This window comes from Kitasatospora cystarginea (genome assembly GCF_039533515.1).
GTDB classification, from domain to species: domain Bacteria; phylum Actinomycetota; class Actinomycetes; order Streptomycetales; family Streptomycetaceae; genus Kitasatospora; species Kitasatospora cystarginea.
Map to the genome: position 1 here is coordinate 21,218 of NZ_BAAATR010000021.1, position 20,427 is coordinate 41,644.

General features: G+C 71.5%; 16 protein-coding genes and 1 riboswitch. Of the genes, 7 read left to right on the forward strand and 9 right to left on the reverse strand.

Annotated features, from left to right (window positions below; genetic code table 11):
• Positions 1 to 454 precede the first annotated feature (454 nt).
• The 5 genes from ABD369_RS22490 to ABD369_RS22510 form a co-directional block, all read right to left on the reverse strand.
• Positions 455 to 1,513, reverse strand: coding sequence for an SIS domain-containing protein (locus ABD369_RS22490; protein WP_344638302.1), 1,059 nt, complete (start codon positions 1,511 to 1,513; stop codon positions 455 to 457).
• Between the two features lie 319 nt (positions 1,514 to 1,832).
• Positions 1,833 to 3,350: a glycoside hydrolase family 3 protein gene (locus ABD369_RS22495; RefSeq protein WP_344638303.1), complete on the reverse strand. Its 1,518-nt coding sequence runs from the start codon at positions 3,348 to 3,350 to the stop codon at positions 1,833 to 1,835.
• Positions 3,351 to 3,357: 7 nt separating this feature from the next.
• Complete coding sequence (locus ABD369_RS22500) at positions 3,358 to 4,122, reverse strand: carbohydrate ABC transporter permease (protein WP_344638397.1); 765 nt, start codon at positions 4,120 to 4,122, stop codon at positions 3,358 to 3,360.
• A 74-nt stretch (positions 4,123 to 4,196) separates the two neighbouring features.
• Positions 4,197 to 5,186: a carbohydrate ABC transporter permease gene (locus tag ABD369_RS22505; protein WP_344638304.1), complete on the reverse strand. Its 990-nt coding sequence runs from the start codon at positions 5,184 to 5,186 to the stop codon at positions 4,197 to 4,199.
• A gap of 104 nt (positions 5,187 to 5,290) precedes the next feature.
• Positions 5,291 to 6,574 (reverse strand): extracellular solute-binding protein, encoded by a 1,284-nt coding sequence (locus ABD369_RS22510; RefSeq protein ID WP_344638305.1) that lies wholly within the window; start codon positions 6,572 to 6,574, stop codon positions 5,291 to 5,293.
• Positions 6,575 to 6,908: 334 nt separating this feature from the next.
• Between ABD369_RS22510 and ABD369_RS22515 the strand changes: the two genes are divergently transcribed.
• The 4 genes from ABD369_RS22515 (at position 6,909) to ABD369_RS22530 (ending at position 10,846) form a co-directional block, all read left to right on the forward strand.
• A complete protein-coding gene (locus ABD369_RS22515; RefSeq protein ID WP_344638306.1) occupies positions 6,909 to 7,700 on the forward strand; it encodes a GntR family transcriptional regulator in 792 nt (263 codons plus the stop codon).
• A 251-nt stretch (positions 7,701 to 7,951) separates the two neighbouring features.
• A complete protein-coding gene (locus ABD369_RS22520) occupies positions 7,952 to 8,239 on the forward strand; it encodes a DUF3311 domain-containing protein (protein WP_344638307.1) in 288 nt (95 codons plus the stop codon).
• The gene (gene mctP, locus ABD369_RS22525) at positions 8,236 to 9,867 is read left to right on the forward strand and encodes a monocarboxylate uptake permease MctP (protein WP_344638308.1); all 1,632 of its coding nucleotides are present in this window, start codon (positions 8,236 to 8,238) and stop codon (positions 9,865 to 9,867) included. The genes ABD369_RS22520 and mctP overlap by 4 nt, the downstream gene beginning before the upstream one ends.
• Positions 9,868 to 10,102: 235 nt before the next feature.
• Positions 10,103 to 10,846 (forward strand): histidine phosphatase family protein, encoded by a 744-nt coding sequence (locus tag ABD369_RS22530; protein WP_344638309.1) that lies wholly within the window; start codon positions 10,103 to 10,105, stop codon positions 10,844 to 10,846.
• 93 nt (positions 10,847 to 10,939) lie between these two features.
• Here the strand turns inward: ABD369_RS22530 and ABD369_RS22535 are convergent, their stop codons facing one another.
• The gene (locus tag ABD369_RS22535) at positions 10,940 to 11,911 is read right to left on the reverse strand and encodes a helix-turn-helix domain-containing protein (protein ID WP_344638310.1); all 972 of its coding nucleotides are present in this window, start codon (positions 11,909 to 11,911) and stop codon (positions 10,940 to 10,942) included.
• A 643-nt stretch (positions 11,912 to 12,554) separates the two neighbouring features.
• Here ABD369_RS22535 and ABD369_RS22540 point away from each other — a divergent pair.
• From ABD369_RS22540 to ABD369_RS22550, 3 genes are all read left to right on the forward strand, one after another.
• Entirely contained in the window at positions 12,555 to 13,049 is a 495-nt protein-coding gene (locus ABD369_RS22540) for a GNAT family N-acetyltransferase (protein WP_344638311.1), read from the forward strand.
• A 53-nt stretch (positions 13,050 to 13,102) separates the two neighbouring features.
• Positions 13,103 to 13,260, forward strand: a riboswitch (cobalamin riboswitch).
• Positions 13,261 to 13,417: 157 nt separating this feature from the next.
• Positions 13,418 to 15,823 carry a ribonucleoside-diphosphate reductase subunit alpha gene (locus ABD369_RS22545; RefSeq protein WP_344638312.1) on the forward strand — a complete coding sequence of 802 codons (2,406 nt, stop codon included), beginning with the start codon at positions 13,418 to 13,420 and terminating at the stop codon, positions 15,821 to 15,823.
• A gap of 71 nt (positions 15,824 to 15,894) precedes the next feature.
• The gene (locus ABD369_RS22550; protein ID WP_344638398.1) at positions 15,895 to 16,890 is read left to right on the forward strand and encodes a ribonucleotide-diphosphate reductase subunit beta; all 996 of its coding nucleotides are present in this window, start codon (positions 15,895 to 15,897) and stop codon (positions 16,888 to 16,890) included.
• 72 nt (positions 16,891 to 16,962) lie between these two features.
• Here ABD369_RS22550 and def read toward each other — a convergent pair whose 3' ends face one another.
• The 3 genes from def to ABD369_RS22565 form a co-directional block, all read right to left on the reverse strand.
• Positions 16,963 to 17,592 carry a peptide deformylase gene (gene def, locus ABD369_RS22555; RefSeq protein ID WP_344638313.1) on the reverse strand — a complete coding sequence of 210 codons (630 nt, stop codon included), beginning with the start codon at positions 17,590 to 17,592 and terminating at the stop codon, positions 16,963 to 16,965.
• A gap of 101 nt (positions 17,593 to 17,693) precedes the next feature.
• A complete protein-coding gene (locus ABD369_RS22560) occupies positions 17,694 to 18,674 on the reverse strand; it encodes a tetratricopeptide repeat protein (protein WP_344638314.1) in 981 nt (326 codons plus the stop codon).
• Positions 18,675 to 19,003: 329 nt separating this feature from the next.
• Positions 19,004 to 20,287, reverse strand: a complete 1,284-nt coding sequence (locus ABD369_RS22565; RefSeq protein WP_344638315.1) for an HD-GYP domain-containing protein — start codon at positions 20,285 to 20,287, stop codon at positions 19,004 to 19,006.
• Positions 20,288 to 20,427: the final 140 nt, after the last annotated feature.

Genomic DNA, 20,427 nt, shown 5'->3' on the forward strand with positions numbered 1-20,427 from the left:
GGCGCCGGTTTCCGCCGCGCGCGGGCTGCCGGCGGCTGCACGGCCAGCCGCCCGGGAGCCGGTCGGGGGACCACTCGGGCAAGTTGTCCAGACCAATTTGCGGATCGCCTGGACATCAGAATTGGTCTAGTCCACAATGAAAGTGCACCAAGGAGCGGCCCACCGCGCAACTGCCCTGACCGCGCGAGGCAGCTCCTCGGTCGGTCGCCCACCGTCCGAAGGCCCCGCACAGCCATCGGCCGGTCGAGGCGCCCGACGACAGCTCCGGGCTGCGGTGCCGCACGGGTTGAGGGTCCTGTGCCGGCGCCGTGGCCCGTAGTGCTTCCCGCCTCGAACCGCGGCACTCCGCGGACGGGTACCGGGCCGCGTCACCACCCTGCTCCGAGCCCCCACACAGACCCGGAAGCCCCCGGCCGTCGACGGCCGGGGGCTTCCGGGTCAGCGGGTCCGCGGGTCAGTGGGTCTCGGTGACCTTGGCGAGGGCGCGGGGGGCGTCCGGGTCCTGACCTCGGGCGATGGTGACCTCGTAGGCCAACTGCTGGAGCGGGAGGATCTCCAGGATCGGCTGGACCTCCTCGGGGACGCCGGCCGGGAGCGCGAAGCCGGCGGAGGCGGCGTCCACCTGGTCCTGCTGGCCGATGACGACCAGGTCGGCGCCCCGGCCGCGCAGCCTGTCGAGGACCGGCTGCAGCGCCTCGCCGCCCTTGCCGTCCGGCACGATCGCGATCACCGGGGAGACGTTGTCCACCATCGCCAGCGGACCGTGCAGCAGGTCGGCGCCGGAGAACGGGGAGGCCGGGATGTACGTGGTCTCCATCAGCTTCAGGGCCGCCTCACGGGCGGTCGGGTAGCCGTAGCCGCGCGAGGTGATGACCAGGCGCTGGGCGAAGCGGTACCGCTCGGCCAGCTTCCTGACCTCGCTCCGGCGGGCCAGGACCTGGGCGGCCAGCTCGGGCAGCACCTTGGCCGCCGCGCCGTCGCTCCCGCGCAGTCCCTCGACGAGCAGGTACAGCGCGAGCAGCTCGGCGGTGTAGGTCTTGGTGGCCGGCAGCGCCTGCTCCGGGCCCGCCAGCACGTCGATGTGGAACTCGGAGACCTCGGCCAGCGGCGACGCGGCGTTGTTGGTGACCGCCAGGGTGATGGCGCCGGCCTCCCGGGCCGCCTTGGTGGAGGCCACCAGGTCGGGCGAGCCGCCGGACTGGCTGACGGTGATCACCAGCACATCGGTGAGGTCCGGCTTGGCGCCGTAGGCCGTGGTGGTGGACATCGAGGTCAGACCGGCCGGCTTGCCCAGCAGGACCTCGATCAGGTACTTCGCGTACAGCGCCGCGTTGTCGGACGTGCCGCGTGCGGTCAGCAGGACGAAGCGCGGGTTGCGGGCGGCGATCTGGGCCGCGATCTCGCGGATTCCCGGTGCGCCCTCGTCGAGGATGCGCTGCAGGACGGCCGGCTGCTCGGCCATCTCCGCCGCCATGATCCGGCCGGGGACGGAAGCGGTCTGCGGGTCGGACATCTGGATGTGCCTCCGATGAGATGGTTGAACCCCGTCGGACGGACGCCTGACGGGGACCCACTTTTCGGCGGCGAGTCCGCACACTCGCTGCGAATGATTCCTCCGGCGATCCTACGGGAGGGCCCGCCCCCAGCACACTCGGTGTGCCGCCCCTCCCCCGCCGCTGGACGCTTCGGAAGGACCCCCGCCGGCGTCCTGCGGCGCCGGCGGTACTGCGGCTCGCGAGGGTCCGCGGCGGCCGCGCGGCCGGCACGGAACGGTCATGGCCCGGGGCCGGCCGGAGTGCAGCATCCGGCGGGCCCCGGGCCGTCACCGCGGATCAGACCGCCTGCCCGGTCAGCACCTCGACGGCGGCCAGCCCGCAGACCCGCGCCGCGCCATGGGTGGAGATGTGCAGTGCCCCCACCGGTACGGCCTGCGGCACGCCCATCTCCACCACCAGCGCGTCCGGGCGGGCCGCCACCAGCCGCTCCAGGGCCGCGGACATCCAGGGGTGGCGGTGCGCGTCCCGGACCACCAGGACCAGCCTGCGGCCGGCCGCCTCGGCGAGCACCCGGGCCGCCATCCCGTCCGGCTCGGCGTCCGGGCCGAACCGGGCGGTACGGGTGCCCGGGAAGCGGGCCGCCAGCATGCCGGCCACGCCCCACGGGGTCTCGCCGCCCACCGCGATGTTGGCCTGAGGGGAGAAGGACGCCACGTACGGGCGCTCGGTCACCGGGGCTCCGGGCGCGCCCGGAGCCCGGACCACCCGCAGGGCCCGGCGGGCGGCCCGCAGACCGATCGCCAGGTCGGGCCCGGCCAGTTCGCCCTGGGCCTCGGTCCGGGCCCAGCCGCCCAGGTGCCTGACCCGCTCGGCCGCGTCCGCCAGGCGCTCCTCGGCCAGGCGGCCGGTGCGGACCGCCGCCACGATGGCGTCGCGCAGGTGCAGCACCGTCTCCTCGTCGGCCAGACCGCCGCCGACGCAGATCGCGTCGGCCCCGGCGGTCAGCGCGAGGACGGTGCCCTCGGCGGTGCCGTAGGTGTCGGCGATGGCGCCCATCTCGATGCCGTCGGTGACGATCAGGCCCTGGTAGCCCAGCGAGCCGCGCAGCAGGTCACCGAGCACGGCCCGGCTGAGGGTGGCGGGCAGCTTCGGGTCCAGCGCCGGGATCATGATGTGCGCGGTCATCACGGCCTTGGCACCGGCCTCGATCGCGGCCCTGAACGGGACCAGGTCGCGCGAGCTCAGCAGGTCCACGTCCACGTCCACCACGGGCAGGCCGAGGTGGGAGTCGACGGCGGTGTCGCCGTGGCCGGGGAAGTGCTTGGCGCAGGCGGCCACGCCGACCGACTGCAGGCCCTCCACCCAGGCGGCGGTGTGCCGGGCACACAGCTTCGGATCGGCGCCGAAGGAGCGCACCCCGATCACCGGGTTGCGCGGGTTGGAGTTGACGTCGGCCGACGGCGCCCAGTTGTAGTTGATGCCGCAGGCGGCCAGCGCCCGGCCCAGTTCGCGGGCGACGTCCCGGGTGAGTGCGGGATCGTCGATCGCGCCGAGGGCCAGGTTGCCCGGCCAGGAGGAGCCGGAACCGGCCTCCAGCCGGGTGACGTCGCCGCCCTCCTCGTCGATGGCGACCAGCACGTCCGGGTTCTCCGAGCGCAGCGCAGCGGTCAGCGCGGCCAGCTGCCCGGGATCGGTGACGTTCCGCCCGAACAGGGCGACCGAGCCGAGGCCGGCCGCCAGGTGGCGGCGCAGCCAGTCGGGCGGGGCGGTGCCGACGAAGCCTGGCTGCAGGACCGTCAGGGCGTCGCGGTGCAGCTGGTCGCTGTCCGCGGCGGCGGGGACGAGAACGCTCATCCTTGTGTCACCCCTTCACGGCGCCGGCCGTGAGGCCGGAGGCGATACGGCGCTGGACCAGCAGGAAGAAGATCACCACTGGGATGGCCATCATGGTCGAACCGGCCATCATCGGCGCGTACTCGGTGCCGCGGGTGGTGGTGAAGTTGCCGAGCCAGACGGTGGCGGTGGTGTTCTGCTGGCTGAGCAGCTGAAGCGCGTACAGGTACTCGTTCCACGCCTGGATGAAGCCGTAGACGGCGGTGGCGACCAGGCCGGGGGCGAGCAGCGGGAAGACCACCCTGAGGAAGGCGCCCGTGCGGGTGCAGCCGTCCACCATCGCGGACTCCTCCAGCTCCTTGGGGATGTTCACGATGAAACCGCGCAGGGTCCAGACCGTGAAGGGGAGCACGAAGGTCAGGTAGGTCAGGATGATCCCGGTCAGCTTGTTGTACTGGCCGAGGTCGTTGAGCAGCAGGAAGACCGGGATGATCATCGCGACCAGCGGCACCATCTGCACCGTCAGGATGCCCACGATGACCACCTTGCGGCCGCGGAAGGCGAACCGCGAGATCGCCAGTGCCGCCAACAGGCCGACCACCAGGCCGATGCCCACGGTGGAGCCCGCGATGATCAGGCTGCGGGTGACCGGTCCCCAGAAGTCGGAGATCTGCAGCGCCCGGTGGAAGTTCTCCAACGACAGCGGGAAGGGCAGGAACTTCGGGGCCGGTGAGATGGAGTCCCTGGCCGGCTTCAGCGCGGTGTTGACCATCCAGTACACCGGGAAGCCCATCACCGCGGCGACCAGCAGGCCGATCAGGTTGTACGGCGCACGGCCCCTGGGGCGCGGCCGCTTGGCTTCGGTCGTCACTCGACCTCTCCGATCTTCAGCATCTGCCGCATGTACACGGCGATCACGCCGAGCAGCAACAGCACGGTGAGCAGGGCGATGGCCGAACCCATGGAGTAGTCGTTGACCACGAAGGCCCTGTCGTACGAGTACGTGGTGAGCAGCTGGTACTCGGGCTCGGGGTGGCCCCCGCGCATCAGGAAGACCTGGGGGAAGACGCCCATGTCCCAGATGACCGACAGGGTGGCCAGCATGACGATGATCGGCCTGAGCACCGGCAGGGTGACGTAGCGGAAGACCTTGACGGCTCCGGCGCCGTCCATCCGCGCGGCCTCCTCCAGTTCCTTGGGCACCTGGGTGAGCCCGGCGTGCAGGGTGATCGCGACGAACGGCACGGCGCCCCAGACCACCAGCGCCATGATGATGACGAAGCCCTGGGTGGAGTCGACGAACCAGTTGTGGTGGTCGAGGTCCAGGCCGGGGATCCGGCTCAGCAGCCAGTTGGCGACACCGTAGTCGGTGTCGAACATCCACTTGAAGACGGTGACCGCGACCACGATCGGCATCGCCCAGCTCGCCACCAGCGCGATGTTGATCAGCGTCTTCACCCAGCCGGAGACCCGCATCAGCAGCATCGCCAGCGCCATGCCGAGCACCATCGTGAACACCACCGCGCCCGCGGCGAACAGGACGGTGCGCAGGACGACGTCCCAGAAGGCACCGTCGCCGAGCACGGTGGTGAAGTTCCGGAAGCCGACCCACTCGGTGGGTTGGAAGCCCCAGAGCTGGGACTGGCCGAACTTCTGGAAGGACAGGGCGGCCAGCCGCACCAGGGGGTAACCGAGGACCACGGCCAGCACGGCCAGGGTCGGGGCGAGCAGCAGCCAGGGCGCGGCCTGGCCCCGGAAGCGGCCGCCCCGCTCCGCCGGGCGGGCCGCTCCGGATTCGGTACTGGTTGATGAGGGCCGTTGCGGCGGCACCTTCACGGTGGATGTCTCGGCACTCATCACGTGCTCCTCAGCTGCGCCCGGCGCTTGCGGATTTCTCGAGTGGCTCTCACGGCCGGGGCCCGCCGACCCCTCGGTGGGGCCGGCGGGCCGGGGATCGGCTGTCAGGCGTTGTTGATCACGGCGTCGATCTGGCCGTCCATGTCCTTCACCGCCGCCTCGACGGTCTTCTTGCCCTGGGCGATGTCCTGCAGGGCGTTCTGCAGGATGTTCGCCTTCTCCACCTGCAGCCAGCCCGGCGCGGTCGGCACGAACCAGTTGTTCTCGGCCGACTGGGCCGAGGGGCCGACCTTGGGGTCGGTCTTCAGCGGGGCCAGCTGCGTCTTGTTGTTCGGCAGGTTGCCGGCCTTGATCAGGGCCTCCTGCGCCTTGGCGTCGGTGAGGAAGTCGATCCACTCCGAGGCGGCGGTCCTGGCCTTGGACTTGACCGGGACGGCCAGGTCGGAGCCGCCGATGAAGCTGCTCAGCGACTTGCCGGACGGGCCGGGCATCACGAAGGAGGCCAGGTTGTCCTTGAGCTTGCCGCCGGTCTTGTCGAACTTCGGGTCGGCGGCGGAACCGCCCTCCCAGCCGGCGCCGTAGATCATGGCGGACTGGCCCAGGCCGTAGACGATGTAGCGGTCGGCGTCGTCCTTGGTCAGGTCGCCGTGCATGTACTTGCCGAGGGCGTCCTTCCAGGCGGTCAGGCCCTTGATCGCCTCCGGGCTCTCCAGGGTGGCCTTCCACCTGCCGCCGTCCTGCTTGGCGATCGCGCCGCCGGCGTCGTAGACGAAGGACATCGCGGTGTACCAGTCGCGCGAGGGCTGGTACCAGGCCGAGAACTTGTCGCCCTGCTTGGCCTGGATCCTGTCCAGGTCGGCGGTCAGCTCGGGGTAGGTCTTCGGGGTGTCGGCCACCCCGGCGTCGGCGGCGACGTCCTTGCGCCAGGTGGCGACGCGGGCGGCCGAGTAGTAGGGGACGCCGTAGGTCTTGCCGTTGTAGGTGGCGGAGGCCTTGAGGCCGTCCAGCCAGTCACCGCTGTTCTCGAACTTCGAGGTGTCCAGCTCGGCCAGCGCCCCCTTGATCATGTAGGGCAGCATCTCGGTGTTGCCCATCTCGACCACGTCCGGCACCTGGTCGGTGGCGAGCACCGAGTCCAGCTTCGGGCTCTTGTCCTTCCACGAGTAGTACTCGTGATTGATCTTGATGCCCGGGTACTTGGCGGCCAGCTGGTCGTCGGCGGACTTCACCAGGTCCGGCCAGTTCTGCTGGGCGTCCACGGTCAGCCAGACGGTGAGGCTGCTGGGGGCGGCGCTGTCGCCGCCGCCCTTCTCGGCGCCCGAACCACAGGCCGCGAGGCCGATGACCATGGCTGCGACGCCTACCGCCGCGATGAGCTGACGCTTCATTACGCCATCCTCCTGAGGGATGCCCGGGATGCCCCCACGGGGGGACGACATACCGGAGCACAACGGCGGTACTGGTGTCGCAACCCATGGGAAGGGGTGGGGAGTTCTCTGAGCGGTCTGCAATGGTGTAGACCAGCTGCCTGGAGCTTGGCCTAGACCAATGGGTGTGTCAACGGTGGCCGGAGCGATCGGGACCACCCGTTACCAAGCCGACACCGCCCATCGTTCATCGCACGATGAGCTCCCCGTCAGCCGGACATACGTGCAACGATGTGTGCCGTTAACGAGGCAGCGGAGTCAGGGACGACCCCGCAAGTAGCAGGAGATACGGCCGATGACCAGCGACGGGGGCAGCACTGCCCAGGTGAACGACGCCCAGGCGAAGAGCCTGCCGACGCAAGTAGCGGCCGACCCGACCGCCCGCGTCCCGAAGTACTACGGTCTCAAGCGCCATCTGCTGCAGCTGACCGAGACCCAGCCGGCCGGCACCCCGGTCCCGCCCGAGCGGGCGCTCGCCGCCCAGTTCGACACCTCCCGCACCACCGTGCGCCAGGCCCTCCAGGAACTGGTGGTCGAAGGCCGCCTGGAGCGCATCCAGGGCAAGGGCACCTTCGTCGCCAAGCCGAAGGTCGCCCAGGCACTGCAGCTCACCTCCTACACCGAGGACATGCGGGCCCAGGGCCTGGAGCCGACCTCCCGGCTGATCGAGATCGGCTACATCGGCGCGGACGAGCACCTGGCCCCGCTGCTGGACATCAAGCCCGGCAGCCGGGTGCTGCGGATCGAGCGCCTGCGGCTGGCCAACGGCGACCCGATGGCGATCGAGGTCGCCCACCTCTCCGCCAAGCGCTTCCCCGCGCTGCGGCGCAACCTGGCCAAGCACGACTCCCTGTACGCCGCGCTGCGCGAGGTGTACGGGGTCACGGTGGCCGAGGCCGAAGAAACCATCGAGACCACGCTGGCCACCCCGCGCGAGGCCGGGCTGCTCGGCTCCGACCTCGGTCTGCCGATGCTCCAGCTCTCCCGGCACTCCTTCGACGCCGACGGCGCTCCGGTCGAGTGGGTCCGCTCCATCTACCGGGGCGACCGGTACAAGTTCACCACCCGCCTCAAGCGCCCGGAGTAGTCCTCCGGGCGAGGCGGCACGGTACGGGGGCGGACCTCTGGGGCGCCCCCGTACCCGTTCCCGCGCCCCGAAGGCTCCCCTCCTGCGTCCGCCATCCGGGATCTTCGGTCCGGGGTAGTGACACAGGTCACTGCTGGGGCTACATTTCGCTGCCGTACTGACTGCCGATCACCGGCGGTGCCGCTCGGCGGTCGCACGGCCACGTGCGTTGCGGCGCCGACGAGGTGAGCCCTCATCAGCGGGAGCCGCACATGTCGTCCGAAGTACCCGAATCCGATGCCGGCGCGCCCGAAGGCGCGCTCCCCCAGGTCACCCCGGAACGGGTGCTCGCCGGAATCAGTCTGGCCGTACCGGTCGTCGCACTGCTCTGGGTCTCGTCGTACGCGAAGCTGACACCCGCGCTCGGCGGAATGCCGTTCTTCTACTGGTACCAGATCGCCTGGATCCCGGTCTCCGCGCTGTTCACCGGGACCGCCTACCTGCTGCTGAACCGCGACGAGCAGCGGCGCAGGGCCGCCCGGGGCGGTGAGCCGCGATGAGGAGCGGAGTGAACGTCCCGGCGCTCGTGGTGTTCGTGCTCTTCTTCGCGCTGGTGACGGTGCTGGGCTTCCTGGCCGCCCGCTGGCGGAAGGCCGACAACGCGCTGCACCTGGACGAGTGGGGGCTGGGCGGCCGGTCCTTCGGGACCTGGATCACCTGGTTCCTGCTCGGCGGCGACCTGTACACCGCGTACACCTTCATCGCCGTTCCCGCCGCGGTCTACGGCGCGGGCGCGGCGGGCTTCTTCGCGGTGCCGTACACGATCATCGCGTACCCGCTGGTCTTCCTCTTCCTGCCCCGGCTGTGGTCGGTGGCCCGGGTGCACGGCTATGTGACCCCGGCGGACTTCGTGCGCGGGCGGTACGGCTCCAGGGCGCTGTCGGCGGCCGTCGCGCTGACCGGAATCCTGGCCACCATGCCGTACATCGCGCTGCAACTGGTCGGCATCCAGGCCGTGTTGGACACCCTCGGGATCGGGGGCGGCACCAGCGGCAACTGGTTCATGAAGGACCTGCCGCTGTTCCTGGCCTTCGCGGTCCTGGCCGCGTACACCTACTCCTCGGGCCTACGGGCGCCGGCGCTGATCGCCTTCGTCAAGGACGCCCTGGTGTACATCGTGATCATCGTCGCGGTGATCTACATCCCGATGCGCCTCGGCGGGTACGGCCACATCTTCGACGCGGCCGCCGCCAAGTTCGACGCGGTCAACCCGGCCACCCACAAGCCGGTCGGCTCGATGGTGAGCGGCCCGGACGCCCAGTGGGCGTACGCGACCCTGGCGCTCGGCTCGTCCCTCGCGCTCTTCATGTACCCGCACACCGTCACCGGTGTGCTGGCCGCCAAGTCGCGCAACACCGTGCGCCGCAACATGGCGATCCTGCCGGCCTACTCGCTGATGCTCGGCCTGCTGGCACTGCTCGGCTTCATGGCCATCGCGGCCGGGGTGGGCAAGGGCGTCAAGGGCTACAACGCCCAGCTGGCCGTGCCGCAGCTGTTCGACAACCTGTTCCCGAGCTGGTTCACCGGCGTGGCCTTCGCCGCGATCGGCATCGGTGCGCTGGTGCCGGCGGCGATCATGTCGATCGCGGCGGCCAACCTGTTCACCCGCAACATCTACAAGGACTTCCTCCGGCCGGACGCCACGCCCGAGCAGGAGACCAGGATCGCCAAGATCGCCTCACTGCTGGTGAAGGTGGGCGCGCTGGTCTTCGTGCTGGGCATGGACAAGCAGCTCGCGATCAACCTCCAGCTGCTCGGCGGCCTGTGGATCCTGCAGACCTTCGTCTCGATCGTCGGCGGACTGTTCACCCGTTGGTTCCACCGCTGGGCGCTGCTCGCGGGCTGGGCGGCCGGCATGGTGTACGGCACCTGGAAGGCGTACGGCATCGCCTCGCCGGCCACCAAGCACTTCGGCGGCAACTCCGCGGCGATCCCGGGGATCGGCGAGATCGGCTACATCGGGTTCACCGCCTTCGTGCTCAACCTGATCGTCGCCGTCGCGCTCACCCTCGTTCTGCGGGCCGTCAAGGCCCCCGAGGGCGCCGACGAGACCAGCCCGGCGGACTACGGCGCCGAGGCCGGGGACAGGGCTCTGGAGGACGCCCCGGTGCCCGCAGCGGCGCACTGATCCGGGCAGGCGCACTCGGCGCCGAATCGTGCGCCCTGTGATCGCGCCGTCACCTCCGTCAACACTGGGGTGGCGGTGCGATCTTTTCGCGGCGCGAACCGTCCTTGGACCGGCCGGCGATGGGGGGGCGTGGGCGCCGCGGGCCCTATTGCCGGTCGGTCTTAGGCGCGACCATGGAGTGCGCGTGGCTCGCGCCTGCTCACCGAGTCACGGACACCAACGGGGAGAACCGGCCATGGCAGAACTCACCAGCGTCATCAACGGACACCGCCTCGCAGCATCCCTGCGGCCGCTGCCCTCCGTCCTGATCGCCACCCGGCACGGCGAGAGCACCGCCAACGTCGAGTTCAGGATCGCCGCCGAGACCGGCGCGCTGACCGTCCCGATCACCAGCCGGGACGCCGACATACCGCTCTCCCCGCACGGCCGGCGCCAGGCACGCGACCTCGGGCGCTGGTGGGCCGGCCTGCCCGTCGCCGACCGTCCCCGCGCCGTCTGGTGCTCCCCCTACGTACGCACCGCCGAGACCGCCCGGATCGCGCTAGACCGGGCCCGTGGCCTCGGCGCGGTGCCGGACTCCCTCGCGGTCAGGTACGACGAGCGGCTGCGGGACAGAGAACTCGGCGTCCTGGAGATGCTGACCGCCGCCGCGATCGAGAAGGAGCACCCCGTCGAGGCCGCCCGCCGCCGCAAGATGGGCGAGCTCTACTACCGGCCACCCGGTGGCGAATCGTTCCTGGACGTGGCCCTGCGGGTGCGCAGCTTCCTGCGCGACCTCTGCGAGGAGGAGGACGGGCGGGCGGTGCTGGTGGTGGCGCACGACTGCACGGTGCTGATGCTGCGCTACGTCCTGGACCGGCTCACCGAGCCCGAGTTGCTGGACCTGCGGGCGGTGAGCAACTGCTCGACCAGCCTGTGGCGCTCCCAGGCCGGCCGGCTCAACCCCGAGCACTGGAACTCGGTCGCCCACCTGACCTGACCGCCCAGGGCCGCCGGGCAGTTGCGCACCCGACGCCGCACCGGGCCGCCGGGTCGCTCACGCGCCTCGCCGCACCCGGGTGCCGTCCGCCGGTCAACCCCGGCTCCGCGCATCCGGCCAACTCCCCGCGAAGGCGCGGCGATACGCCTGCGGCGTCGTCCCGAGCCAGCGGCCGAAGTGGTGCCGGAGGGTGGCCGCGTTGCCGAAGCCGCAGCGGGCGGCGACCGCGTCCACGGGCTGACTGGTGCCCTCCAGCAGGCGCTGGGCCAGCAGCAGGCGCTGGTTGGTGATCCAGCGGTGCGGGGTGGTGCCGGTCTCCTGCTGGAAGCGGCGGGCGAAGGTGCGGGGCGACATGTGGGCACGGGCGGCCAGTTGATCAACCGTCAGGTCACGGTGCAGGTGCTGGCGCAGCCAGTCCAGCAGCCCGCCGAGCGAGTCCGCGTCACACACCGGCATCGGCCGGTCGACGAACTGCGCCTGCCCGCCGTCACGGTGCGGGGCGACCACCATCCGCCGGGCGATCCCCCGGGCCACCTCCGCGCCCTGCAGCTTGCGGACCAGGTGCAGGCAGGCGTCGATCCCGGCGGCCGTCCCGGCGGAGGTGATCACCGGATCGTCGTCCACGTAGAGCACGTCGGGTTCGACAGTGGTGCGCGGGAAGCGCCGGGCCATCTCGTCGACGTGCTTCCAGTGCGTGGTGGAGCGGCGCCCGTCCAGCAGCCCGGCGGCGCCCAGCAGAAAACTGCCGCTGCAGATGGACAACGCGCGCGCCCCGCGCTCGACTGCCGCGCGCAGTGCTTCGACGAGCGCCTCCGGATACTCGGCGCGCCGTCCGACCGCGGTGACCACGATCAGGTCCGCCTCGGCCAGCCGCTCCGGCCCGTACGGGACGTCCAGGCCGAAGCCGGCATGGGTGGCATGCCGCCCGGGACGGTCGGCAGCGAGGGCGAAGTCGTACACCGGCAGCCCGTCGTCGCTACGGTCGAGCCCGAACACCTCGGAGGCGACGCCGAGTTCGAACGGGTGGACCGGCTCCAGCACCACCGCGGCGACGTTCTTCAGCATCCGCCCAGGATGCCGTACGCCCTCGTCCGCCTCCGGGCCCCCGGCCCCACGGCGGCGGCCGTCGACCGCCGGGCCGTGCGCACCGCTCCGCATCCCCGCGCCCCTCCCTCGTCCGTCGCCCCTCCCCTGCCCGCCGTCCGGTGACTTCCGCCCCCGTGGCCGGCCGGGCCGCCGGCCACCGCGGCATCGGCACGCCCCACCCCGCGAGAGGCTGGCAGGATTTCGACGCAATCGGTCGTTTCCGCCACTCGTGACAGCGGCCCGCGCGGACGAGGGTGGAGGACATGACTCCCGAGACCCTCGCGACCTCGCTCGGCCTGATCGGCGCCATCAGCGGCTTCGGACTGCTGGGCTTCCTGATCGGCCGTGAGCTGACCGGCCGCGGCGGCGGGCCCGACCCGGGCGGCGGCTACGGCGGTCCTGATGACGGTCACGACGACCCCAACCACCCTTCGGCCCCGGTTCTTCCCGACCGCCCGTACGGCACCGTGCCAGCCGCCTCCGCCTTCCCCGCCAGCGCGTCCCTGCTCCCCACCGGCGCCCGCCCGGCGAGCCCTCCGTCCGGCGCCACACCCCTCGCCGGCACCCGCCCGCCCGCCACCCTGACTGCCGTGTGCACCCTCCCGTCGGGCACACTGTCCGGATGGGCATCCTCATCCGCCGCGCCCTCGAAGAGGACCTCGAAGCCGCAGGTGAAGTCACGGTCGAGGCGTTCGTGGGCGACGGTCACACCTCGCCGGACAGCGGCTACGTCCAGCTCCTCCGGGACGCCGGGCGCCGCAACGAGGAGGCCGAACTCCTCGTCGCGCTCGACCCGCACACCCGGCAGGTCCTCGGCTGTGTGACCCTCGCGGTCGGCGGCACCGAGTGGGCCGACATCGCCGAGCCGCACGAGGGCGAGCTCCGGATGCTGGCGGTCGGCGCGGCGGCCCGCGGACGCGGCGCCGGAGAGGCCCTGGTCCGCGCCGCGATGGCCCGCTGTCGGGAGCTCCGGCTGGCCGGGATGGCCTTCTCGACCCGCCCGGCGATGAAGGCGGCGCACCGGATCTACGAGCGCCTGGGCTTCGTCCGAACCCCCGACCGGGACTGGACGGCCGCTCCCGGGATCGACCTGATGGTGTACTCGATCACCTTCTGAACACCCCTCCCGCACAACCATGCGGTTGGTCCGCCTGCGACACACGGCACTACATGTGGTGCCGCATCGTCGGACCGCCACAACATGTATGCTCGCTCTCGCTGTCGAAGCAGGGGAACCCGGTGTGAATCCGGGACTGCCCCGCAGCGGTGAGCGGGCGGCTCTCCAGGCCCCCGCAAGTCCGGCTACCTGCCGACGGTGTGCCACACGGCTTCCCCGCAGATGCCTTGCAGCACCGCAGTACGTCCGGGCCTCGCGGGTGGGCCAGGGGGTAGAGAGCGCGCCGGTCTCCGGTCGTGCTGCACCTCCCTGCGCTCATGTCGGTCCGGACGATCCTCATCCGACGCCGCCGCCAGGAGAGAAGCGCCTTGACCATCGCTGCCTCAGTTGCCCTGCCTTCCCAGGGTTCCGCCGCCACCACCCAGACCGACCCCGGTGCGGCACTGCTTCGGCTCCTCACCGACCGCAGCGTGGACCTCCCCCAGGTGGACCCCGGCCACGTCGCCGCCGCCGCGCTGCGCGGCCGCCACGCCGGCTCGGACTTCGCCGAGCTGCGCGGGCTGGCTGTGGAGGCCGCCGCGTCGATGATCGCCGAGGACCCCCAGTACTCGAAGCTGGCCGCCCGCCTGCTCGCCATGGAGATCGCCGACGAGGCGATGAGCCAGGGTGCCGTGTCGTTCTCCGCCTCGATCGCCGTCGGCCACGCCGAGGGGCTGATCGGCGACGCCACCGCCGCCCTGGTCGCCAAGCACGCCGAGGCCTTCGACGCCCTGATCGACCTGTCGGGCGACGACCGCTTCGAGTACTTCGGCCTGCGCACCGTGCAGTCCCGCTACCTGCTGCGCCACCCGATCACCCGCATGGTGATCGAGACCCCGCAGCACTTCCTGCTCCGCGTGGCGGCGGGCCTCGCGGTGGGCGACAGCGAGCAGTCGGTGGCCGAGGTGGCCGAGCTCTACCGGCTGATGAGCCGCCTGGAGTACCTGACCTCCTCCCCGACGCTCTTCAACTCCGGCACCAAGCACCCGCAGATGTCCAGCTGCTACCTGCTGGACTCGCCGCTGGACAACCTGGACTCGATCTACAACCGCTACGCGCAGATCGCCCGGCTGTCCAAGCACGCCGGCGGCATCGGCCTGTCCTACTCCCGGATCCGCTCGCGCGGCAGCCTGATCCGGGGCACCAACGGCAAGTCCAACGGCATCGTCCCGTTCCTGCGCACCCTGGACTCCTCGGTCGCCGCGGTCAACCAGGGCGGCCGTCGCAAGGGCGCGGCCTGCGTCTACCTGGAGACCTGGCACGCTGACATCGAGGAGTTCCTGGAGCTCCGCGACAACACCGGCGAGGAGGCCCGCCGGACCCACAACCTCAACCTGGCGCACTGGATCCCGGACGAGTTCATGCGCCGGGTCAACGCCAACGAGGACTGGTCGCTGTTCTCCCCGGCCGACGTCCCCGAGCTGGTCGACCTGTGGGGCGACGAGTTCGACGCCGCCTACTGCAAGGCCGAGGCCGAGGGCAAGGCCGTCCGCACCATCCCGGCGCAGACCCTGTACGCCCGGATGATGCGCACCCTGGCGCAGACCGGCAACGGCTGGATGACCTTCAAGGACGCCTCCAACCGCGCCGCCAACCAGACCGCGCTGCCCGGCCGCACCGTGCACTCCTCCAACCTCTGCACCGAGATCCTGGAGGTCACCGACGACTCCGAGACCGCGGTCTGCAACCTCGGCTCGGTCAACCTCGGTGCCCACGTGGCCGACGGCGCCAGTGCCGACGACCTCGTGAGCGCGATGGACTGGGAGCGGCTGGACGCCACCGTGCGCACCGCCGTGACCTTCCTCGACCGGGTCATCGACATCAACTTCTACCCGACCACCGAGGCCGGCGCGTCCAACTCCCGCTGGCGGCCGGTGGGTCTGGGCGTGATGGGCCTGCAGGACGTCTTCTTCAAGCTCCGCCTGGACTTCGACTCCACCGAGGCCAAGCACCTCTCCACGCTGATCGCCGAGCGCATCATGCTCACCGCCTACGAGCGCTCCAGCGAGCTGGCCGAGAAGTTCGGCCGCCACGAGGCGTACGAGGAGACCCGCGCCGCCCGCGGCCAGCTGCACATCGACCACTTCGACGTGACCCCGCAGTGGACCGAGCGCTGGGACGCCCTGCGTGCCAAGATCGCCGAGACCGGTCTGCGCAACTCCCTGCTGCTCGCCATCGCGCCGACCGCGACCATCGCGTCCATCGCCGGTGTGTACGAGTGCATCGAGCCGCAGGTCTCGAACCTGTTCAAGCGCGAGACCCTGTCCGGTGAGTTCCTCCAGGTCAACCCGTACCTGGTGCGGGAGCTGAAGGAGCTGGGCGTCTGGGACCAGCAGACCCGGGACGCGCTGCGCGACTCCAACGGCTCGGTCCAGGAGTTCAACTGGCTGCCCGCCGAGGTCCGTTCGCTCTACCGCACCGCGTGGGAGCTGCCGCAGCGTGCGCTGATCGACCTGGCCGCCGCCCGGATGCCCTACCTGGACCAGAGCCAGTCGCTGAACCTCTTCATGGCCGCGCCCACCATCGGCAAGCTCAGCTCGATGTACGCGTACGCCTGGAAGGTCGGCCTGAAGACCACCTACTACCTGCGCTCCCGCCCGGCCACCCGGATCGCCCAGGCCGCGACCCGCTCCACCGCCGTGAGCGTGCCCTCCCCCACCATGACCGCTGAGGAGCAGGCCGCCGCCATCGCCTGCTCCCTGGAGAACCCCGAGTCCTGCGAGGCTTGCCAGTGACCTCCCACCCGTCGCCCGACCACCGCCCCTCGTCGACGGCGCAGAGCGCCGACAACCACGTGGACCGCAAGATGCTGCTCGACCCCGGCTTCGAGCTGACCCTGCGCCCGATGCGCTACCCGTCGTTCTACGACCGGTACCGGGACGCCATCAAGAACACCTGGACCGTCGAGGAGGTGGACCTGCACTCCGACGTCGCCGACCTCGCCAAGCTGAGCGAGGGCGAGCGGCACCTGATCGGCCGCCTGGTCGCCTTCTTCGCGACCGGCGACTCGATCGTCGCCAACAACGTGGTGCTGAGCCTCTACAAGCACATCAACTCCCCCGAGGCCCGGCTCTACCTGTCCCGGCAGCTGTTCGAGGAGGCCGTGCACGTCCAGTTCTACCTGACGCTGCTCGACACCTACCTGCCCGACCCGGACGACCGCGCGGCCGCCTTCGCGGCGGTGGAGAACATCCCCTCCATCCACCAGAAGGCGCAGTTCTGCTTCAAGTACATGAACGCGGTCGACCACATCGACTCGCTGCAGAGCAAGGAGGACCGCCGCGCCTTCCTGCTCAACCTGATCTGCTTCGCCGCCTGCGTCGAGGGCCTGTTCTTCTACGGCGCCTTCGCCTACGTGTACTGGTTCCGCAGCCGCGGCCTGCTGCACGGCCTGGCCACCGGCACCAACTGGGTGTTCCGCGACGAGTCCATGCACATGGACTTCGCCTTCTCGGTGGTCGACACCGTCCGTGAGGAGGAGCCCGACCTCTTCGACGACGAGATGGCCAAGCAGGTCACCGAGATGCTTGAGGAGGCCGTGGAGGCCGAGCTCCAGTTCGCCCAGGACCTGTGCGGTGACGGCCTGCCCGGCATGAACACCGAGTCGATGCGCCAGTACCTGGAGGCCGTCGCCGACCAGCGCCTGGCCCGCCTCGGCCTGCCGATCCGCTACGGCTCCACCAACCCCTTCGGGTTCATGGAGCTGCAGAACGTCCAGGAGCTGACCAACTTCTTCGAGCGCCGGGTCTCCGCCTACCAGGTCGCGGTCGAGGGCACGGTCTCCTTCGACGACGACTTCTAGGAGTCGGCGCCCTCCAGGGCGCCAAGCGCGAAGGGCGGTACGGGAGTCCCCGTACCGGCCTTCGCGCTGCCGTCAGTTGTTCGGCACCGTCGCGTACTTGGGTGTGCCCTCGGCCATCTGCTTCAGGGCGTCCTTGCGGTCGCGCTTGGAGAGCTTGTCGATGTACAGGAAGCCGTACAGGTGGTCGGTCTCGTGCTGCAGGCAGCGGGCGAAGAAGCCGGTGCCCTCGACCCGGACCGGGTTGCCGTCCTTGTCCTGGCCCCGCACCGCGGCGTAGGCGGGACGCGGGAGTTCGGCGTAGGCGGTGGGGACCGAGAGGCAGCCCTCGTGGCCGTCGTCCAGGACCCGGCGGCGGTCGGCCGGGAACTCCTCCAGCACCGGGTTGATGACGTGGCCGATGTGGCGGACGCCCTCGTCGTCCGGGCAGTCGTACACGAAGACCTTGAGGTCGACGCCGATCTGGTTGGCCGCCAGGCCGACGCCCTCGGCCGCGTACATCGAGGCGAACATGTCGTCGATCAGCGTGGACAGTTCGGCGTCGAAGGCGGTGACGTCCTGGCACTCGCGGTGCAGGACGGGGTTGCCGACCACGGTGATCGGACGGGCCTCGGCGTTGGAGAGGTCGGGCACCTCGCCGATCACCTTGGTGACCTCGGGCTCCTCGTGCTCATGGTCGTGCTCGTGGTTGTGCTGGTCCGCCATCGTCGCTTCCGCTTCCGTGGATCACTTGGGTTTACCGCTCAAGAGTACGGCCCCGAAACCCACCCGGGGCCTTACCGTCCTTGCCCGGCACCGTCCTTGGCTCAGCAGACCTCTTCGAGATCGCGGTAGGCCCTGGTGCCCGGCGAGGCGGCGACCCAGCGGTCGAGCAGCCGGCGGACCAGCCCGGCGGGCGCGGCGATCCCGCACTCGCGCTCGGCCAGCCAGGACATCCCGCCGCTGCCACTGAGGTGGCTGAGGTGGCCGGGGTGGTCGAAGTCGCCGTCGTCGTGCGGGTCGTGGTGATGGGTGTGGCCGTCGTCGGCGGCCATCCGGCTCTCCGAACAGGCCCGGCAGAGCAGCCGCACCGAGGAGGTCCAGTCCTCGGCGGCGTAGCCGGCGTCGGCGACCAGCCGCTCCAGCGCGTCCCGGTCACCGGCGGTGGCCGCCTGAAGCAGCACCACGAAGGTCGGCACCGGCGAGGGCGCCCAGAGCTCGATCTCGTCGAACACGGGGTACGCCACTCCGGCGGCCACCCGCTCGCCGTGCGGCGCGCCGTCGTGCAGCACCACCTCGCCCCAGCGGCGGCCGGAGGACGGCAGCGGGATGGAGAGCACCTCGATCCGGGCCGGGTCCAGGCGTCTGCCCCAGACCACCTCGGACTCGCCCTCCGGGGAGAGCCGGACGGGTGTGGTGCCGAGGTCCAGTGACACCGGGCTGTCCAGCGCGTCGCCGGCGGGCAGCCGCAGGCCGTACGCCTGCCAGGCGCGCCGGGCGAGCGGCCAGTCCTGCAGGGCGGTCGCGGTGATGCCGAGGTTCCACCAGTCGGGGGCACCCTGCTCGCGGTCGAGCAGGGCCACGGCGCGCAGACCGGCGCTGCGCGCCTGGTCCCAGTCCCGGCGGAACTTGTGCAGCAGTGCGAGGTTGAACCAGGAGTCGGAGAGCCACGGCTCCAGGTCTGCCGCCATCACCAGCAGCGCCCCCGCGTCCTCGTAGCGGCCGTCACCGATCAGGGTGAAGGCCCGGTCGGTCGTCTGCCGCCAAGTGGCCGACGGCCGGTGCCGTGCGCGGTGGAAGATCCTCACGTTCCGTCCCTGCCGTTGTCATCCGTCAGTACCGCCGGTGCCCGCCCGAGGAGCCGGGCCGCCACCGGACGGAGCCTGCACGGAGTCCGATATCCGCCACCGCACCGGTGGACCGGACCGGTGGCCGCAGCCGGAACGCCCCCGGGAACCGGGCGGTCCCGGATCCGGTGTTCCACGCTACGACCGCATCCAACCACGGCAGGCTTCGACTGCGCTCCCCGCAGGTCCATTCAGTCAGCTTCGCCACCCCGCTACGTCATAATCGCGGGTCCGGCACAGCGGGTTCACCGCCCCGTCACCGCCGGGCTCACGCGCCCCCGGCCCCGGTGTCACGCCCTCGGCCGGCCGTCCCCGCGGCCCAGCCCGGACAGCACCGCCAGCACCCTCGGGTCGTACCGGTCACCGCACTCCAGGCGCAACAGTTCCAGCGCCTCCAGCCGCCCGGCCGGCGCCGGCAGGCCCCGCTGCCGGGCGAGGGTGACCAGTTCGTCGTGCGCGTTGGCGACCCGGATGATCCGGGCGGCCAGCGGCAGGGTCGGATCCTCCGACCCGTCGGGGCGGCGGCATGGATCGGCCAGCCGGGCAACCTGCTGGGCGACCTGCCGCGGGACCCCGGTCTGCCGGATCACCTCGCTGCCCAGCCGGGCGATCCGCTGCTGCTCGTCCTGCGGCAGCCGGGCGGTGGCGCCGCAGGGCACCGGCTCGACCAGCGAGAGCTGCCCGATGTCGTGCATCAGCGCGGCGTACTCCAGCAGGGCCAGGTCCCGGGTGCCGAGGCCGAGCACCCGGCCGAGCGCGCAGGCGGTGTCGGCGACCCGGCGGGCGTGGCCCGGCGGGGTGTAGCCGGCCACCTCGGTGGCACGGGCGAGGGTCTCGATGGTCTGCCCGGTGGTCGCCCGGACCGCCGCCGCCCGCCGGAAGGACGCCTGGGCGAGCAGCAGCGGGGTACAGAACAGCGGCAGCGCCCACAGCCCCATCTCGGCCGCCAGCAGGCTGATCAGCATGCCGGTGGCGACGATCGCCGAGCCGATGCCGAGCAGCGAGCGCAGCTCGTCCCCCAGCGCGGCGGCGAACCGCAGGCCGGTCCTGGCCCGGTGCAGCCCGGCGGCCAGCACGGCGTCGCAGAGCGCGGCGAGCAGGGCGATCCCGCTGACGAACAACCCGTACGCCGGACCGGTGCAGTCGGCCCGGTCGAGGGCGCCGCTCTCGTACAGCGGCTGGAACAGGGCGGCCGCGAAGGCGACCGTGAGCAGGCGGCGGGCGACCGCGTCCACCCTCGCCGGGTCCGGCGTCCGGAACGGCGGTACGGCGCCGCTGACCATCCCGAGACCGGCGACCGCGATCACCTGCAGCACCCCGTGCGAGGTCGGCAGCCCGCGCAGCGGGCCGAGCAGCGCGTACGCCAGCGCGGCGGCGGTGCCGATCGGCGTCTGCTCGCGGTCTCCCGGCAGGGTGATCCGCACCCGCTCGCCGATCGCGATCACGGCGGCGAAGGCGGCCGCGGTGACCGGATCGGCGGGTCCGTCGCACACCAGCTCGCCGAGCCCGGCCGCCAGCAGCGCGGCGGCGGTCAGCCGGACCGCCCGTACCCAGACCGCCTCGGTGCTCACCACACCGACCACCCTCCCGGACCGGCCGCGGACCGCACCGCGGCCTCCCGTACTGCTGCGCGCGGTGCCGCCGGCCGACGTACCGCTGCGCACCGCACTCCCGGGCGCCGTACCGCGGTGCGCCGCACCGCCGCGCGGCCTTC